15 protein-coding genes are annotated in these 16,770 nt (G+C 51.0%); 12 read left to right on the top strand and 3 right to left on the bottom strand.

Annotation, left to right across the window (positions count from 1 at the left end):
- Nucleotides 1-33: 33 nt before the first annotated feature.
- Together gdhA and AB1E22_RS14635 are read left to right on the top strand one after the other, a co-directional pair.
- Nucleotides 34-1,377, top strand: a complete 1,344-nt coding sequence (gene gdhA, locus AB1E22_RS14640; protein WP_367595965.1) for an NADP-specific glutamate dehydrogenase — start codon at nucleotides 34-36, stop codon at nucleotides 1,375-1,377.
- A gap of 185 nt (nucleotides 1,378-1,562) precedes the next feature.
- Nucleotides 1,563-2,723, top strand: coding sequence for a pyridoxal phosphate-dependent aminotransferase (locus AB1E22_RS14635; protein ID WP_367595964.1), 1,161 nt, complete (start codon nucleotides 1,563-1,565; stop codon nucleotides 2,721-2,723).
- A gap of 97 nt (nucleotides 2,724-2,820) precedes the next feature.
- On the opposite strand, the gene opgB is transcribed toward AB1E22_RS14635, so the two are convergent.
- The gene (opgB, locus tag AB1E22_RS14630) at nucleotides 2,821-5,109 is read right to left on the bottom strand and encodes a phosphatidylglycerol--membrane-oligosaccharide glycerophosphotransferase (protein WP_367595963.1); all 2,289 of its coding nucleotides are present in this window, start codon (nucleotides 5,107-5,109) and stop codon (nucleotides 2,821-2,823) included.
- A 413-nt stretch (nucleotides 5,110-5,522) separates the two neighbouring features.
- Between opgB and ahpC the strand changes: the two genes are divergently transcribed.
- The gene (ahpC, locus tag AB1E22_RS14625) at nucleotides 5,523-6,086 is read left to right on the top strand and encodes an alkyl hydroperoxide reductase subunit C (RefSeq protein ID WP_367595962.1); all 564 of its coding nucleotides are present in this window, start codon (nucleotides 5,523-5,525) and stop codon (nucleotides 6,084-6,086) included.
- A gap of 161 nt (nucleotides 6,087-6,247) precedes the next feature.
- Entirely contained in the window at nucleotides 6,248-7,807 is a 1,560-nt protein-coding gene (gene ahpF / locus AB1E22_RS14620; protein ID WP_367595961.1) for an alkyl hydroperoxide reductase subunit F, read from the top strand.
- Between the two features lie 101 nt (nucleotides 7,808-7,908).
- Here ahpF and AB1E22_RS14615 read toward each other — a convergent pair whose 3' ends face one another.
- Together AB1E22_RS14615 and cysS are read right to left on the bottom strand one after the other, a co-directional pair.
- Nucleotides 7,909-8,571: a helix-turn-helix domain-containing protein gene (locus tag AB1E22_RS14615; RefSeq protein WP_367595960.1), complete on the bottom strand. Its 663-nt coding sequence runs from the start codon at nucleotides 8,569-8,571 to the stop codon at nucleotides 7,909-7,911.
- 90 nt (nucleotides 8,572-8,661) lie between these two features.
- Nucleotides 8,662-10,050, bottom strand: coding sequence for a cysteine--tRNA ligase (gene cysS, locus AB1E22_RS14610; RefSeq protein WP_367595959.1), 1,389 nt, complete (start codon nucleotides 10,048-10,050; stop codon nucleotides 8,662-8,664).
- 189 nt (nucleotides 10,051-10,239) lie between these two features.
- On the opposite strand from cysS, the gene ppiB reads away from it, so the two are divergent.
- The 8 genes from ppiB to AB1E22_RS14570 all read left to right on the top strand — a co-directional run bounded on the left by ppiB (nucleotide 10,240) and on the right by AB1E22_RS14570 (nucleotide 16,557).
- The gene (gene ppiB / locus AB1E22_RS14605) at nucleotides 10,240-10,734 is read left to right on the top strand and encodes a peptidylprolyl isomerase B (RefSeq protein WP_367595958.1); all 495 of its coding nucleotides are present in this window, start codon (nucleotides 10,240-10,242) and stop codon (nucleotides 10,732-10,734) included.
- Between the two features lie 9 nt (nucleotides 10,735-10,743).
- On the top strand, nucleotides 10,744-11,466 hold the full coding sequence (lpxH, locus tag AB1E22_RS14600) for a UDP-2,3-diacylglucosamine diphosphatase (RefSeq protein WP_367595957.1): 723 nt from the start codon (nucleotides 10,744-10,746) through the stop codon (nucleotides 11,464-11,466).
- Between the two features lie 267 nt (nucleotides 11,467-11,733).
- A complete protein-coding gene (purE, locus tag AB1E22_RS14595) occupies nucleotides 11,734-12,243 on the top strand; it encodes a 5-(carboxyamino)imidazole ribonucleotide mutase (protein WP_367595956.1) in 510 nt (169 codons plus the stop codon).
- The gene (purK, locus tag AB1E22_RS14590; protein WP_367595955.1) at nucleotides 12,240-13,310 is read left to right on the top strand and encodes a 5-(carboxyamino)imidazole ribonucleotide synthase; all 1,071 of its coding nucleotides are present in this window, start codon (nucleotides 12,240-12,242) and stop codon (nucleotides 13,308-13,310) included. The genes purE and purK overlap by 4 nt, the downstream gene beginning before the upstream one ends.
- 154 nt (nucleotides 13,311-13,464) lie before the next feature.
- Nucleotides 13,465-14,580 carry a tRNA 2-selenouridine(34) synthase MnmH gene (mnmH, locus tag AB1E22_RS14585; protein WP_367595954.1) on the top strand — a complete coding sequence of 372 codons (1,116 nt, stop codon included), beginning with the start codon at nucleotides 13,465-13,467 and terminating at the stop codon, nucleotides 14,578-14,580.
- 91 nt (nucleotides 14,581-14,671) lie between these two features.
- Nucleotides 14,672-15,208 carry a phospholipase D family protein gene (locus tag AB1E22_RS14580; protein ID WP_367595953.1) on the top strand — a complete coding sequence of 179 codons (537 nt, stop codon included), beginning with the start codon at nucleotides 14,672-14,674 and terminating at the stop codon, nucleotides 15,206-15,208.
- 418 nt (nucleotides 15,209-15,626) lie between these two features.
- Nucleotides 15,627-16,163 (top strand): hypothetical protein, encoded by a 537-nt coding sequence (locus AB1E22_RS14575; protein WP_279115741.1) that lies wholly within the window; start codon nucleotides 15,627-15,629, stop codon nucleotides 16,161-16,163.
- A 52-nt stretch (nucleotides 16,164-16,215) separates the two neighbouring features.
- A complete protein-coding gene (locus AB1E22_RS14570; protein WP_063929715.1) occupies nucleotides 16,216-16,557 on the top strand; it encodes a hypothetical protein in 342 nt (113 codons plus the stop codon).
- The last annotated feature ends 213 nt before the right edge of the window (nucleotides 16,558-16,770 follow it).

Here is a 16,770-nt window from a genome sequence, read left to right as displayed (position 1 = left end):
ATAACATTATTTATAACAAGGAATTATAGATCTATGGAAAACTCGCTCTCCCTTGAATCATTCCTCGCCTCTGTACAGCAGCGCGACCCCCATCAGCCAGAATTTGCTCAGGCCGTCCGGGAAGTGATGACGACCCTGTGGCCGTTCCTGGAGCAAAATCCGCAGTACCGCCGTTCAGCACTTTTAGAACGCCTGGTGGAGCCCGAGCGTGTCATTCAGTTCCGCGTAACCTGGGTTGACGATCATAATCAGGTGCAGGTTAACCGTGCATGGCGGGTGCAATTCAGTTCGGCAATCGGGCCATTTAAAGGCGGGATGCGTTTTCACCCCTCGGTTAATTTGTCGATTCTAAAATTCTTAGGCTTCGAGCAAACCTTCAAAAATGCGCTGACCACGCTCCCGATGGGCGGCGGCAAAGGCGGCAGCGACTTTAACCCGAAAGGCAAAAGCGAAGGCGAGATCATGCGTTTTTGCCAGGCGTTGATGCTGGAACTTTACCGCCATTTGGGGCCCGATACCGACGTTCCTGCGGGTGATATCGGCGTTGGCGGGCGAGAAGTTGGCTTTATGGCGGGGATGATGAAAAAGCTCTCCAACAATACGGCCTGCGTTTTCACCGGCAAAGGGCTGTCGTTCGGCGGGAGCCTGATTCGCCCGGAAGCCACCGGTTACGGCCTCATCTACTTCACGGATGCGATGCTAAGCCGCCACGGTTTAGGTTTTGAAGGCATGCGCGTGGCCGTTTCCGGTTCCGGGAATGTGGCGCAGTACGCCATTGAAAAAGCGCTGGCGCTTGGCGCTCGCGTCATTACGGCGTCTGACTCCAACGGCACCGTCGTGGATGAAGCCGGTTTCACCGTTGAGAAACTGGCACGTTTAAGCGAAATTAAAGCCAGCCGCGACGGACGCGTAGCCGATTACGCGAAAGAATTTGGCCTGAAATACCTCGAAGGCCAGCAGCCATGGTGCGTGCCGGTTGATATCGCCCTTCCGTGCGCAACGCAAAATGAGCTGGATATTGACGCCGCACGCACGCTGATTGCCAACGGTGTGAAAGCGGTGGCGGAAGGCGCAAATATGCCGACCACCATCGAGGCCACTAATTTGTTCCTTGATGCGGGGGTACTGTTCGCGCCGGGCAAAGCGGCTAACGCGGGCGGCGTAGCAACATCCGGCCTTGAGATGGCGCAGAACGCGGCTCGTCTGGGATGGAAGGCTGAGAAAGTGGATATTCGCCTGCATCACATCATGCTGGATATTCACGAAGCCTGCGTCAATTACGGCGGCGAAGAGAAACAAACGCACTATGTTCGCGGGGCAAATATTGCGGGGTTCGTAAAAGTGGCCGATGCGATGTTAGGCCAGGGCGTTCTGTAAGCGCGGAGAAACAGGCGATGTCGGGTGGCGCAACGCGACCCGGCATCCTTTGAATACTTTGCAATGACCTGCCGCTATAACGTTATGATTTAGACGTCTAAGCGTCTTAATTGCCAAAAATTAACATCAACGTTATAGTCCAGCAACACAAGAATTACGCGCCTCACATCAAAGGTCGCCCCATCATGACTCAAAAACCGTTGATTCCCGAGAGCAAACTCCCCGCTCTGGGCACCACTATTTTCACGCAAATGAGCCAGCTTGCGCAGCAGCATCAGGCTATAAATCTTTCTCAGGGATTTCCCGATTTTGACGGGCCACTTTATTTGCAGGAGCGCCTTGCGTTTCACGTGGCGAACGGGGCAAACCAGTACGCCCCCATGACCGGTGCGCAGTCATTGCGCGAAGCGATCGCGGATAAAACCGCCGAGTTGTACGGGCATAAACCTGATGCAAAGAGCGATATTACCGTCACCGCCGGGGCGACAGAGGCCTTGTATGCGGCAATCACCGCCCTGGTGCGCCCCGGCGATGAAGTGATCTGCTTTGATCCCAGCTATGACAGCTACGCACCAGCCGTGACGCTTTCCGGTGGCGTGCTCAAACGCATTGCTCTCCAGCCGCCTCATTTCCGCGTCAACTGGGACGAATTTGCCGCCTTGCTAAGCCCGCGTACGCGCCTGGTGATTCTGAATACTCCGCACAACCCTTCCGCTACCGTGTGGCGTAAGAGTGACTTCGCCGCGCTATGGCAGGCAATTAAAGAGCAGGAAATTTATGTTCTGAGCGACGAAGTTTACGAACATATTTGCTTCGATGAGGCGGGTCATGCCAGCGTGCTCACCCACCCGCAGCTACGTGAACGCGCGGTAGCCGCATCTTCGTTTGGCAAAACATTCCATATGACGGGCTGGAAAGTCGGCTACTGTGTGGCTCCCGCCGCCATCAGTGCCGAGCTGCGTAAAGTGCACCAGTATCTGACTTTTGCGGTCAATACCCCGGCGCAGCTTGCGATTGCCGATATGCTACGTGCGAAGCCCGAGCATTATCGCGAGCTGCCGGAATTTTATCGCGCACGGCGCGACAGATTTGTTCAGGCGCTGGCCGATAGCCGTTTCGAAATTCTCCCGTGCGAAGGGACCTATTTCCTGCTCGCCGATTACAGCGCGATTTCCGACCTGGACGATGTGCGTTTCTGCCAGTGGCTGACAAAAGAAGTGGGCGTGGCGGCGATTCCGCTTTCTGTGTTCTGCGCGGATCCGTTCCCGCATAAATTGATTCGGCTTTGCTTCGCCAAGCAGGAAGCGACGCTTGACGCGGCGGCTGAGCGTTTGTGTAAGGTTTGAGTTCAGGTTGGACCCCACCCCAGCCCTCCCCTTTCCAGGGGAGGGAGCAGCCCATAAACTGTAGGTCGGATAAGCGTTAGCGCCATCCGACTCATAGTTAAACCCCTGGCACCACTTTAATATCCTCCATCCCAATCCCCAGCTTGCGCGGTTCATGGCCGAGAATATTGCCTTCGTTGGAAAGCTGCGGCTGCGGCGGAATAATTTCCAGCAGATTACTGCGCTCCGGATTATCAAAATGCAGCGTCGTGGTACTCAATTCTTCGCCAAGGGTTAACGTCTGTTGCTGGTTGCCCACTTTAACCGGCACTGGCTGGCCGATATTCGGCCCGAAGGCTTTGGCGGTGATCACCAGATCAAATTTCTCCGGCAGCGGCTCGGCATATTCAATTTTCACCTCAGGAGCCAGGTTGGCATTTGACCAGCGCCCCCAGTTTTCCGGGCGCGAAATCCCCGCGAACGCTTTGACGTTTTGCGGCGCTCCCGGCACGTTGAAGATAAAACTATCGGCCTGGTAGCGAATAGCGTTTTCGTCCACCTTCAATAAGGCGACATTCTTTTTATACCGCGCCTTATCGGTGTTTTGCTGGGTGAATTGCACCGCATGTTGTTCCTGCTGATGCTCAATTAAGCGTACTGACGGTTGCCCGCCAACTTGCCCTTGCGCCACACAAAGCCCGGTAGAAAGTGTCAGTTTCGGCTCCCATAAACGCGCCATTTTAAAGCAGCGATCGGCCCAGATGAATTTATCACTCTCTTTAAAATCAGCCAGTTGATAGCGCAGCGGTGCGGAATATTCGCTTTCAGGTAACGGCTCGATTTTTTTATCCAGAATACGCAACAGCAGCGGCAGTTTGAAATGCGCCCCCGAATAGCTGAAGGTATTTTTCTGCTGGTCAATCTCATATTGAGTAATGGTTTTCGGGAAATTCCAGAGATCGATAACATCCGGTTTCCATTCCATGACCTTTTCTTTGACGTTAAGGAATACCGCTGCAATCGACTGCCCGGATAAACTGCTGCGCCCTAAGCCAAGGTAATTATCGCCGCCCAGCACATCTAACACCGTTGCTCCGTTATCCAGGGTGCTACGTTTTACCGGAACCAAATCCGTCTGCGGTTTATCACCGCGAATAATAAAGAACAGGTTATTTCTTTCGTGCTGATTGAGATATTTATAAGCCGTATTGTTCATCGCCAGGTGATCGGAACTCACGACAATTACGGTATTTTTAAAATACGGTGAGGCTTTTATTTTCTCGATAAGCGCAGCGATATGCTCCTGGCTACAGGCCACGGCGCTAAATGATTGGTTCTCTTTTCCATCGAATTTATAGCTGCGACGCTTACAGGTTTTCGATATAAACCCATCGGGGTGATGCGTATCAACGGTCAAGGTAAAGAGTGAGAAGCGTTTATTGGATTTCGACAGTTCCATATATTTTTCAAACACTTCATCCAGAACCGTGTCGTCGTAAAAACCCCAGTTATTACGGTATTGCGGATCGGCAACCATGCTTTTCAGCTCTTGCGCCCCGTACATATGTTCAAAGCCGTGCGACTGTAAAAAGATGTCTTTTCCCGCAAAGCGCAAATCCGCGCCCTGCATAAAATAGTTTTCATATCCCGAGGCTTTTAATATATCCCCGAGGCAGATATTTTTCGGGAAGAAGCTCGACATCGAAGCCGATGAATTACCTTCAAATGGCGCGAATAAAGGAATACCACATTGCGAGGCTACCATTCCGGCAATGGTGTAATCGGTGCCGGGTAATTGCACCGTATGGCTAAAATCAAGGCCTTCATTTTTAAGGCCGGTTAATTCTGGCGCTAAATCAGCAAACAATTCGGGCTGTAAATAAGTACGCTCAAGGCTTTCGCCATAAATATAAACGAGGTTTAGTTTTGGATTTTTTATAGTGCCCTGCGGGACTTTGTAATAAACATCGAAATCAGAATCACCGGATCGAGTTTGCGATTTCACCAGTTCCGTGACCTGGCGAAAAGCGGGAGACGCATCAACAGAGGCCAGCGCCAAAACCAACGCAAGCAGGCTGTAACCGAAATGGTGTGGATACCCTTTACGGCGGCGTAAAACCCAGGTCAGGCCACCGAAAACCGCCACCAGCGCAACAGCCACGCCAACACCCGGCAAAATGTACTTTCCAATTCCGGCGCCTGTCAGGCTGCTGGTGAGGGTGTAAAGCACCGCGTCGTTGATCCCTTCGCCGGTAAAATAGTTACTGGCAACAAACGTCACGTTCAGAACAATGTACAGACCTAAAATAAGCAGGATGGCGCTAAACCACCAAATATTACGGCCTGCTTTAACGGCGTAAACGGCAATGGCTGCGACAAACAACACAATTGAAAGCATTTCCGACAACGCCTAACCCTCGAAATAAGTGCTCAGGAATTTCTGAGGGATAAATCTAACGTTGTTGTCACATTCCTGCAATTTCTCTGACATGAAAGTGTGCAGCATTTCGGAATTGTACGCGTTTAAACGCATTAGTAGAGAGTCATTAATAGTTATGGACTATCAGAACCATCGTTAATACAACGATTGCGCAGATTGACCCGTGCGGCGCATCGGTGATTTAATCCCGCCGCTGTTATGATTTTTTAAAGTGGAATTGTAACGCGCAACAAACAGAGGCCACCCCGCAACGGGTGGCTTTTTTTATGTCTGCCGTTTCGGTTGTAAGGAAACGCTTATCAATTCAATACATCTTACCCATTAGAGACTATCAATAATATTCGGTACCTTTCTCCCATCGCAAAACGGAGGAAGTACAAATGTCTTTAATTAATACAAAAATCAAACCATTCAAAAACAGCGCTTTTAAAAACGGTGAGTTCATTGAAGTTACTGAGCAGGACGTAGAAGGTCGCTGGAGCGTTTTCTTCTTCTACCCGGCTGACTTCACTTTTGTATGCCCAACTGAACTGGGCGATGTGGCTGACCACTACGAAGAATTCCAGAAACTGGGCGTGGATATCTACTCTGTTTCCACCGACACCCATTTCACCCACAAAGCGTGGCACAGCAGCTCTGAAACCATCGCGAAAATCAAATACGCGATGATCGGCGACCCAACTGGCGCCCTGACCCGTAACTTCGAAAACATGCGTGAAGACCAGGGTCTGGCAGACCGCGGTACCTTTATCGTTGATCCACAGGGCATCATCCAGGCTATCGAAGTGACTGCGGAAGGCATTGGCCGTGACGCATCTGACCTGCTGCGTAAAGTGAAAGCGGCTCAGTACGTGGCTTCTCACCCAGGTGAAGTTTGCCCGGCTAAATGGAAAGAAGGCGACGCGACTCTGGCTCCGTCTCTGGACCTGGTCGGTAAAATCTAACCTACCCGTCGTCTTTCAAGTTGCAGGTACGTTGGAAATTTAAGTGCAAATGCGGGTGCTTTTAGCACCCGTTTTATGACAAACACCATGATTCAAGTTGCATCCAGGCAGCCCAAAGAAGGCAGCTTGCATGATGATGTTTTTTAAGTGGGAGAATAATAATGCTCGACAACAACATGAAAACCCAACTCAAGGCCTACCTTGAGAGACTCACTAAACCTGTTGAGTTGATTGCCACTTTAGATGACAGCGCAAAGTCATCTGAGATTAAGGAACTGCTGGCAGAAATCGCTGAATTATCTGACAAAGTTTCTTTCAGCATTGATAACGATTTGCCGGTGCGCAAACCGTCGTTTCTGATTACTAACCCAGGTTCCGATAAAGGCCCGCGTTTTGCTGGCTCTCCACTCGGTCACGAATTTACTTCTCTGGTGCTGGCATTGCTGCAAACCGGAGGACATCCGTCGAAAGAGTCCCAGGATCTGCTTGAGCAGATTCGTGAAATCGACGGTGATTTCCATTTTGAAACCTATTACTCACTCTCCTGCCACAACTGCCCGGACGTGGTGCAGGCGCTCAACCTGATGAGCGTGTTGAACCCGCGCATCAGCCACACGGCAATCGACGGCGGCGTTTACCAGAATGAGATTCAGGAACGCAATGTGATGGGCGTGCCTGCGGTATTCCTGAACGGCAAAGAGTTCGGCCAGGGGCGCATGACGCTCGCTGAAATCGTCGGCAAAATTGATACCGGCGCAGAAAAACGTGCTGCACAAGCGCTCAACAAACGCGACGCTTACGACGTGCTGATCGTCGGCAGCGGCCCGGCGGGTGCGGCGGCGGCGGTTTATTCCGCGCGTAAAGGCATCCGTACTGGCCTGATGGGCGAACGTTTTGGCGGCCAGGTATTAGATACCGTTGATATCGAAAACTACATTTCCGTGCCGAAAACCGAAGGCCAGAAGCTGGCGGGTGCGCTGAAAGCCCACGTTGATGATTACGATGTGGATGTGATTGATACCCAAAGCGCCAGAAAATTGATTCCAGCCCAGACCGAAGGCGGCCTGCACCAGATTAAAACGGCTTCAGGGGCAACGCTGAGCGCACGGAGCATCATCATTGCCACCGGTGCAAAATGGCGCAACATGAACGTACCGGGCGAAGAGCAGTACCGCACCAAAGGCGTGACCTACTGCCCACACTGCGACGGCCCGCTGTTTAAAGGCAAACGCGTGGCGGTGATCGGCGGCGGTAACTCCGGCGTGGAAGCGGCTATTGATTTAGCGGGCCTGGTTGAGCATGTGACGCTGCTGGAATTCGCTCCAGAGATGAAGGCCGACCAGGTTCTGCAAAACAAACTGCGCAGCCTGAAAAACGTCGACATTATTCTGAATGCGCAAACGCTGGAAGTGAAAGGAGACGGCAGTAAAGTGACCGGTTTGCAGTATAAAGACCGCGTAACCGAAGCGGTGCATGACATCGCGCTGGCGGGGATTTTCGTCCAGATTGGCCTGCTGCCAAACACCAACTGGCTGGAAGGCAGCGTTGAGCGCAACCGCATGGGGGAAATTATCATTGATGCGAAGTGCGAAACGACCGTGAAAGGCGTGTTTGCCGCGGGCGATTGCACCACCGTGCCGTACAAACAAATTATTATCGCCACCGGCGAAGGTGCCAAAGCCTCATTGAGTGCGTTTGATTATTTGATTCGTAATTCGTAATTCGTAATTCGTAATTCGTAATACAGAATGGCCCATATTTGATGGGCCATTTCACATTGCAGTTAATCGAGCGCCATCCACCGGTTTGAAGTGAACGGTTATTAATAATCTTTTGGCAAATGCTTAATATCCAATAACTTTCCTCGCTTAATCTCGATGTAATCTCCGCGCCGTAATTCTCCCAGAATCGCCATAATCGTGCTGCGCGCCAGTTGTGTGCGTTCCTGAATATAATCCGCCACATTAATCTCGCCGCGTAAATCAGCGGGTTGAGAGTACAGCTCAATCAATTTATTACGGATCATCACGTAAGCCGTCACGCCAACCAGATGCTCTTCTCGTAACGAGTAAATCTGTAAAAACCAGGCCAACAAACTGGCGACCGATTCCCATAAATGCTCGCGCGTAAAAAGTGCAAAGGCCTCTTCTGCCGGAACGACCAGCGCTTTACAGGATTCTTCGGCTTTCAAATAAAAACCGCCCCTGGGCCGCAGATTCTCTGCGATGCCGTAAATTATTGCCCCTCTCACGGATGAAAGCACTAAGCCATCGCTGGCACGAATAAAAGAGAAATGCCCTTCGGTGAACAGGTAAATGAATTTGCCGCTTTCTTGTACCGCGTAAATTTCATCCTGAGGATGAAAAGAGCGCTCCGTACCAAGCGTGGAAAGTGCCTGCTGCAAATTCGCTATTTCAGCGGCGGGTCTTGGGGGATACGGGGAGGGAAACGAAGCATCAGCATTTTCATTATTTACGGTAGCCATGAATTAACCTTGTTTAATTCTTGTCACCAATATAATAGCTGATAAAAAAAGCGGCTTGCGCCGCTTTCTAACTCACTGACTGAATAAAGATTATTTTCTACGCCAGGTTGTGCCCTGCGGGCCATCTTCCAGCACAATCCCCATCTCATTAAGGCGATCGCGTGCCTGGTCTGCCAGCGCCCAATCTTTTGACTGACGGGCATCGTTACGCTGTTTGATCAGCGCTTCGATTTCAGCAACTTCGCCATCATCTGCTTGTACGCTGCTTTGTAGGAACGCTTCTGGCTCTTGCTCCAGCAGGCCCAATACCGCTGAGAGCTGACGTAACGCCGCTGCCAGGCCATTTGCTGCCGCTAAATCTTCTGTTTTCAGGCGGTTAACTTCACGCGCCATATCAAACAGCACGGAGTAGGCTTCCGGCGTGTTGAAATCGTCGTCCATTGCTTCGCGGAAACGCGCTTCAAAGGCTTCGCCACCTGCTGGCTGAGCGCTTGCATCGGTGCCACGCAGAGCGGTGTACAAACGCTCAAGCGAAGTACGCGCCTGTTTCAGGTTCTCTTCACTGTAGTTCAGTTGGCTGCGATAGTGACCGGACATCAGGAAGTAGCGAATGGTTTCCGCATCGTAATACTTCAGCACGTCACGCACGGTGAAAAAGTTGCCCAATGATTTGGACATTTTCTCGCGATCGACCATCACCATCCCGGAATGCATCCAGGTGTTAACGTACTCCCCGCCGTGTGCACAGGTAGACTGCGCAATTTCGTTTTCATGGTGCGGGAACATTAAGTCTGAACCGCCGCCGTGAATATCAAAATGGTTGCCGAGTTGTTTGCAGTTCATGGCAGAACATTCGATATGCCAGCCTGGACGGCCTTCGCCCCACGGTGAAGCCCAGCTCGGCTCGCCCGGCTTGGACATTTTCCACAGCACGAAGTCCATTGGATTACGCTTAACGTCAGCCGCCACTTCTACACGCGCACCGGCTTGCAATTGCTCCAGATCCTGGCGGGAAAGTTTGCCGTAATCAGCGTCGGTTTCCACAGAGAACATTACGTCACCATTGCTGGCAACATACGCGTGGTTGCGCGCAATAAGCTGTTCAACAATTTCGATGATGTCCGGAATATGTTTGGTCGCACGGGGTTCGTTATCCGGGCGTAAAATATTCAGCGCATCAAAATCGTTATGCATTTCGGCGACCATACGGTCAACGAGTGCAACAAAATCTTCGCCATTTTCATTGGCACGTTTGATAATTTTATCGTCGATATCGGTAATATTGCGCACATATTTCAGGTTATAACCGAGATAACGCAGGTAACGCGCAACAACATCGAAGGCGACAAAAGTACGGCCATGACCGATATGACACAAATCGTAAACGGTGATACCACACACGTACATGCCAACCTCTCCGGCATGAATAGGTTTGAATTCCTCTTTTTGGCGACTCATTGTATTGAAGATTTTTAACATCAGGGGATTCCATGTAAGTGTGTCGAAACGGTGCAATTGGCTATATTAAACCATAATTTTACCCAGAGGCAGTGTGCTTTGCGAGGTTATCGCTTACTGACGTAACGGACGCAGTTATGCTATAACAACCACCTTGTGTCGCGGCACCGTCTGCCGGAACACTGTCTGACTCAATATAGGATGCACAGCATGGTTACTTTTCATACTAATCACGGCGATATCGTAATCAAAACTTTTGATGATAAAGCGCCGGCAACTGTTAAAAACTTCCTCGACTACTGCCGCGAAGGTTTCTACGACAACACCATTTTCCACCGTGTGATCAACGGCTTTATGATCCAGGGCGGCGGTTTTGAACCGGGTATGAAGCAGAAAGAGACCAAAGACACCATTCAAAACGAAGCGAACAACGGTCTGAAAAACACCCGTGGTACGCTGGCAATGGCGCGTACTCAGGCACCACACTCTGCAACAGCTCAGTTCTTCATTAACGTAGCTGACAACGATTTCCTGAACTTCAGCAGCGAAAGCATGCAAGGTTGGGGTTACTGCGTATTTGCAGAAGTGGTAGAAGGCATGGACGTCGTTGAGAAAATCAAAGGCGTGTCTACTGGCCGCAGCGGTATGCACCAGGACGTTCCTAAAGAAGACGTGGTTATCACAAGCGTAACCGTAAGCGAATAATTCGCCCCCATGGCGACGCTTTTTATCGCAGATTTGCATCTGTGTTCAGAAGAACCGGCGATTACCGCCGGTTTTCTGCGTTTTCTGGCGGGCACCGCGCGCGAGGCCGATGCACTCTATATTCTTGGCGATCTGTTTGAAGCCTGGATTGGTGACGACGACCCCGAGCCGCTGCACCGACAAATCGCTTTAGCTATCAAAGACCTGGTGGATTCCGATGTGCCCTGCTTCTTTATTCACGGCAACCGCGATTTCCTGCTCGGAAAACGTTTTGCGCGTTTAAGCGGGATGACGTTACTGCCGGAAGAACACGTACTCGATCTTTACGGGCGCAAAATCCTGGCACTGCATGGCGACACGCTTTGTACCGATGACCACGGGTATCAGGCCTTCCGCCAGAAAGTCCACCAGCCCTGGCTGCAATGTTTATTCCTCGCCCTGCCGCTGTTTATCCGCAAACGCGTGGCCGCCAAAATGCGCGCCAATAGCAAAGCCTCAAACAGCAGTAAATCGATGGCGATTATGGATGTGAACTCCCACGCCGTTGTTGACGCGCTGGAACGCCACCAGGTGCAGTGGATGATCCACGGTCATACCCATCGCCCAGAAATTCACTCCCTTTCCGCTAACGGCAAACCCGCGTTTCGCTGCGTGCTTGGCGCATGGCATACGCAGGGGTCGATGATTAAAGTGACCGCCGAAGACGTCGAACTTATTCCTTTTGAGTTTTAACTCGTCATACTTCGAGCCGCAGGGGTGTTGGCTGCACTCACAAACCCCAGTCACTTACTCAAGTAAGCTCCTGGGAATTTGCTCCCTTGCCGCCTACCTGCAACTCAAATTATTTAGAGTTAATAGCGTATAAAAATGGCTGTTTTCGCTACCAGATTAACCACGCAACCGTTTTCCTTGCTCTATGTTCATGCTATTCTCTGAGCCCTTCTGACCGACCGAGCGACGTTCGGTGATGTTTGCATACCCACAGGAGTTTTGAGACGCATGTCCTCCAACCAAACCCCAGCGCGTATCGCCATTGTCATGGGTTCCAAAAGTGACTGGGCTACCATGCAGTTTGCCGCAGAAATCCTCACCACCCTTGATGTTCCTCACCACGTTGAAGTGGTTTCCGCACACCGCACTCCCGATAAACTTTTCAGCTTTGCCGAGCAGGCGGCGGACAACGGTTATCAGGTGATTATTGCGGGCGCAGGCGGCGCGGCACATTTACCGGGTATGATCGCGGCGAAAACACTGGTTCCCGTTTTGGGCGTGCCCGTTCAGAGCGCCGCATTAAGCGGTGTGGACAGTCTCTACTCTATCGTTCAAATGCCGCGTGGTATTCCGGTCGGCACGCTCGCCATCGGCAAAGCGGGCGCGGCGAATGCCGCTTTGCTCGCCGCACAAATTCTGGCGTTGCATGATAAAGAACTCAACCACCGCCTGGAAAACTGGCGTCAAAGCCAGACTGATGAAGTGCTGGACAACCCGGACCCACGGGGTGACGCATGAAACGTGTTTGCGTGCTGGGTAATGGCCAGCTAGGCAGAATGCTGCGCCAGGCAGGTGAACCGCTGGGCATCGCCGTTTATCCGGTTGGCCTTGATGCCGAGCCCGAAGCGGTCCCCTTCGCACAAAGCGTTATCACCGCTGAAATTGAGCGCTGGCCTGAAACCGCCCTCACCCGCGAACTGGCTCGTCATAATGCCTTTGTAAACCGTGATGTATTCCCGATCATCGCTGACCGTCTGACGCAAAAACAACTGTTCGATAAACTCGACCTGGCGACCGCGCCGTGGCAGTTGCTTTCAAGCCGCGACGAATGGGCTGATGTGTTCCAGAATCTGGGCGAACTGGCGATTGTTAAACGCCGCGTCGGCGGCTATGACGGCCGCGGGCAGTGGCGTTTACGCAGCGCAGATACCCACCAGTTGCCAGATGAGTGCTACGGCGAATGTATCGTTGAGCAAGGCATTAATTTCTCTGGGGAAGTTTCTCTTGTCGGCGCCCGCGCTCACGACGGCACAACGGTGTTTTACCCGCTCACGCATAACCTGCATCAGGACGGCATTCTACGCACCAGCGTGGTTTTCCCCCACGCAGACATTGAGCAACAGCAGCAAGCTGAAGCGATGCTTTCAGCCATCATGCATGAGTTAAATTATGTCGGTGTGATGGCGATGGAGTGCTTTATCACACCAGACGGTTTGCTGATTAACGAACTCGCGCCACGCGTGCACAACAGCGGGCACTGGACGCAAAACGGGGCATCCATCAGCCAATTTGAATTGCATCTGCGGGCGATTGTCGATCTGCCGTTGCCGCAGCCTGTGGTTAATTCCGCTTCGGTGATGATCAACCTGATCGGTACCGATCTGAATTACGACTGGCTCAAACTGCCGTTAGTGCATTTACACTGGTACGACAAAGAAGTACGTGCCGGGCGTAAAGTGGGCCATCTCAACCTGAACGACAGCGATACTGGCAGACTGTGCGCCACGCTTGAGGCCATCGTGCCGTTGTTGCCAGCGGATTACGCCAGCGGCATCGCCTGGGCACAGAGTAAACTTCAGAAGTAGCCCGTTTGCGGCGGGTGGCGCGACGCTTACCCGCCCTACGAACGGGCGTTTACGCAGGCCCGCCCGACAACTCATTCCCCGCATAACTTTCTTTTCTTCGTTGCAAGGCGCACAATCCACAGCGTTTCGGCCTCACTCGCTCTAAGGTTTATCTATGCAAAACGCTCGCCCTGATACTCAAAATTATGAACATCTGCTGCGCGCCGATATCCCGCTTATCGACGTGCGTGCTCCGGTTGAATTTAGCCAGGGGGCGATGCCTGCCGCGCTGAATTTACCGCTGATGTCTGATGACGAGCGTGCCGCCGTGGGGACTTGCTACAAACAGCGTGGGCAACAGGCGGCGGTGGCATTGGGCCATAGCCTGGTCAATGGCGAAATCCGCGAAGCCCGTTTGCAGAAGTGGCTTGAACAATGTCGCCAGAATCCTCACGGATACCTTTGTTGTGCTCGGGGCGGCATGCGTTCGCACCTCGTTCAGGAATGGCTGCGCGAAGCAGGCGTTGACTACCCGCTGGTCGAAGGCGGCTATAAAGCGCTGCGCCACTACGCGATGGACGTGATTGAATCCCGCTCGCGCTGGCCGATGATCCTCGTCAGCGGCAACACCGGCGGGGGCAAAACCATTTTGATTCGCTCGCTGCCAACCGGTGTTGACCTTGAAGGGCTGGCGCACCATCGCGGTTCATCATTTGGCCGCACCATTGTGGAACAGCCCTCGCAAACTAACTTTGAAAATAACCTGGCCGTAACGCTTTTAAAGAAAAGTGAAGGCGAAGAAGTGACCTGGGTTATTGAAGATGAAGGCAGGATGATTGGCTCGCGCCATATTCCGGAATGCTTCCGGGAACAGATGTTACGCTCACCGATTGTGGTAATTGACGATCCGTTCGACCAGCGTTTAGAGCGCCTTAAAACTGAATATTTTGAGCAGATGAGCGCCGCATTTTTATCGGTGCACGATGAAGAAACGGCGTGGCAAAACTACGGTGAATATCTCCATCACGGCCTGTTCGCCATTCGCCGCCGTCTGGGAATGGAACGTTTTGCGCAGTTCACCGCGCGTCTGGATGAAGCGCTGGCATTGCAGCGTAAAACCGGTTCCGTTGACGGGCACCTCGCCTGGCTCGCGCCGCTGCTCGAAGAGTATTACGACCCGATGTACCGCTATCAGTTAAGCAAAAAAGCAGACAACATTGTGTTTCGCGGCGATTACCAGCAGGTGGAAGCTTGGCTGCGAAGCAATACCAAATTTAACCAGGCAAAATAGCCTGCTTGATTTCAGACAATATTAACGCTTCTGCGCGAGAGTATCCTGGCTGTCATTTTTCTCTTCATGTGGCTTTCCCAGAGATTTTCTCATGCGTAAATTGTTATGTGGGTTGCTGATTTGCCTGTCTGGCGCGGCTTCTGCCGCCCCTTCTGTAGAAGTTGGATTCTCATCCGGCAAAGACGGTCATTCAGCCCAAACCATGGTGTTACACCTGATTAATGGCGCTCATAAATCAATTGAAATGATGGCCTATGAGTTTAAAGCCCCGGACATTGCCGCAGCGCTTGATAAAGCGGCTGAGCGTGGCGTGAAAGTTTCGGTCGTTATCGATCATCGGGCAAACAAGGCCAACAAACTTTCACTTGCCGCTGTCACGGATGCAACAAGCCACGGCGTAGCCATTCGTGTGGATAGCCATTACCACATTCAGCATGACAAGGTGATGATTGTTGATGGCCGCATCCTCGAAACAGGTTCATTCAACTACACCCCAACCGCAGAGAGAGCCAATAGCGAAAATATTCTGGTTCTCAGGCATGTACCGCGCGTAATCAAACTTTATCAGGAACACTTCGAAACCCGCTGGGAGTACGGTGTGCCCTATCAAAAAGGCGACCTTGCTTAAAATAGAGAGATGGGATGGGATAAGTGCTTCTTTAATCTTTGCTTCCTGCGCGTTTATTGAATTGCTATAGCGCATTAATACAGGCTGCTTTGTGCCAGAAGCGGACGTATCCAACATCTGCATGGTCTGCTTCTTTGAGAACAAATCTCACTGCATAGCCATGCAGACGCATCGGAAATATAAAGGACGTTTTTGGGATTCTTGCCAGAGCATGAGCCCGCCCACCTTAAAATCGTGCTGAGGGGATCTCAGGGGAGGGGCGGGCAAGAACCCTTATGTTAAATGATAACAGTATTCAATTTCGCTAAGAGAGTTGCAGTTCCACTCTTTAAAATACTTTCACATACTTTTTAATACTTATATTGACTTTGTATTTTATGTCTATATAGTGTGCTTCATACTTTCAAAGGAGATGCACATGAACGATTCGGCTGTAGTGGTTTTTACCGCACGTGGTTTTGACCGTTTGTTAAGTGATGGAGGTTCTGGCTCATGGGTTCTAAGCGAGAAGCGCGCCTCTCGCTGCAAGTATGTAGTCTGTGTACAGAACAGAGATCCTGCAGATAATCATAATGATGACTGGGGAAGTGTTTCTGCCTCTCATAAAAACGCATTTTTTATCGGCAAAATCTCCGATGTGGTCGTTTCCCCCGAATGGGATGGTTCGCGTCCTACCAGGTGGCTGATTAAAGTTAGTGAGTATGCAAAGGTTGCATACCCAAACATGTGGGATGGAGCAAGAAACCCTGTTGCTTATTCATCATTAACTGATTTAGGTATTGATGAAAATGATTTAAATTTCAATGAAATGCCTGATGTTGATGTCAAGAGTCCAAAAATAGAACAGAAAGAAGAATCTTATCCAGATGGAATCTCCATTCAGCAAGCTAAGATACTTTTATCTAAAAAGTATGAGGTTTCTGAAGAAAGTATAGAGATAATTATTCGGGCGTAATCACAACTTTCCTTTTGGCTTGGGAACATCTTTTAAATTGATTGGAGGCTATATGGATAAGTCATGGGACGGTAATTTCCGAGATATCCCGTTGGAGCACTTCGAAAAAATGAAGTCAAAAGCCCGGACGCTAGCTGAGGTGAAAATAAGCCCTTCTGATGTAAAAGCGAATGATAAAAATATTTTCATCCGTATCGGGATGTCAGGCACTGGTGTTAGGCCTAACTATCAGGTTGAACTCCCAAATGGTTGTGTCATAGCAATTAACGGGATAAACCACGAAAGGTTTGGTGTAGAGGAGTTCGATAAACAATGGGTTTCTAAGGCTTATAGCATCGAGAAACTTAACAATATGCGCATGTTTGGCGGAATTTTAGAAACAGAGAATGCTTAGCTAAACCTACTATAAGATTCCCGCTTGGCTAAAGGTCGCCGGCGGGATGTCATGTTCATAGATCTTGTCCGGAAGGCTCACTTGAGGATAAGCAGAGTGCTCCTAGAAAAGCTAAGGTTGCTTGAGCAGCCTTCATCGCGGCAGTGACCAGCTCCCCGTTGATTCACTCAGAAGGCTGTTAGCAATGTCCGCAGATCGCTCATAACTGCCTGT

Source organism: Buttiauxella gaviniae (assembly GCF_040786275.1).
Taxonomy (GTDB): Bacteria; Pseudomonadota; Gammaproteobacteria; order Enterobacterales; family Enterobacteriaceae; genus Buttiauxella; species Buttiauxella gaviniae_A.
Note: the sequence above shows the minus strand (reverse complement) of the source record. Positions and strands in the feature narration are given on the sequence as shown.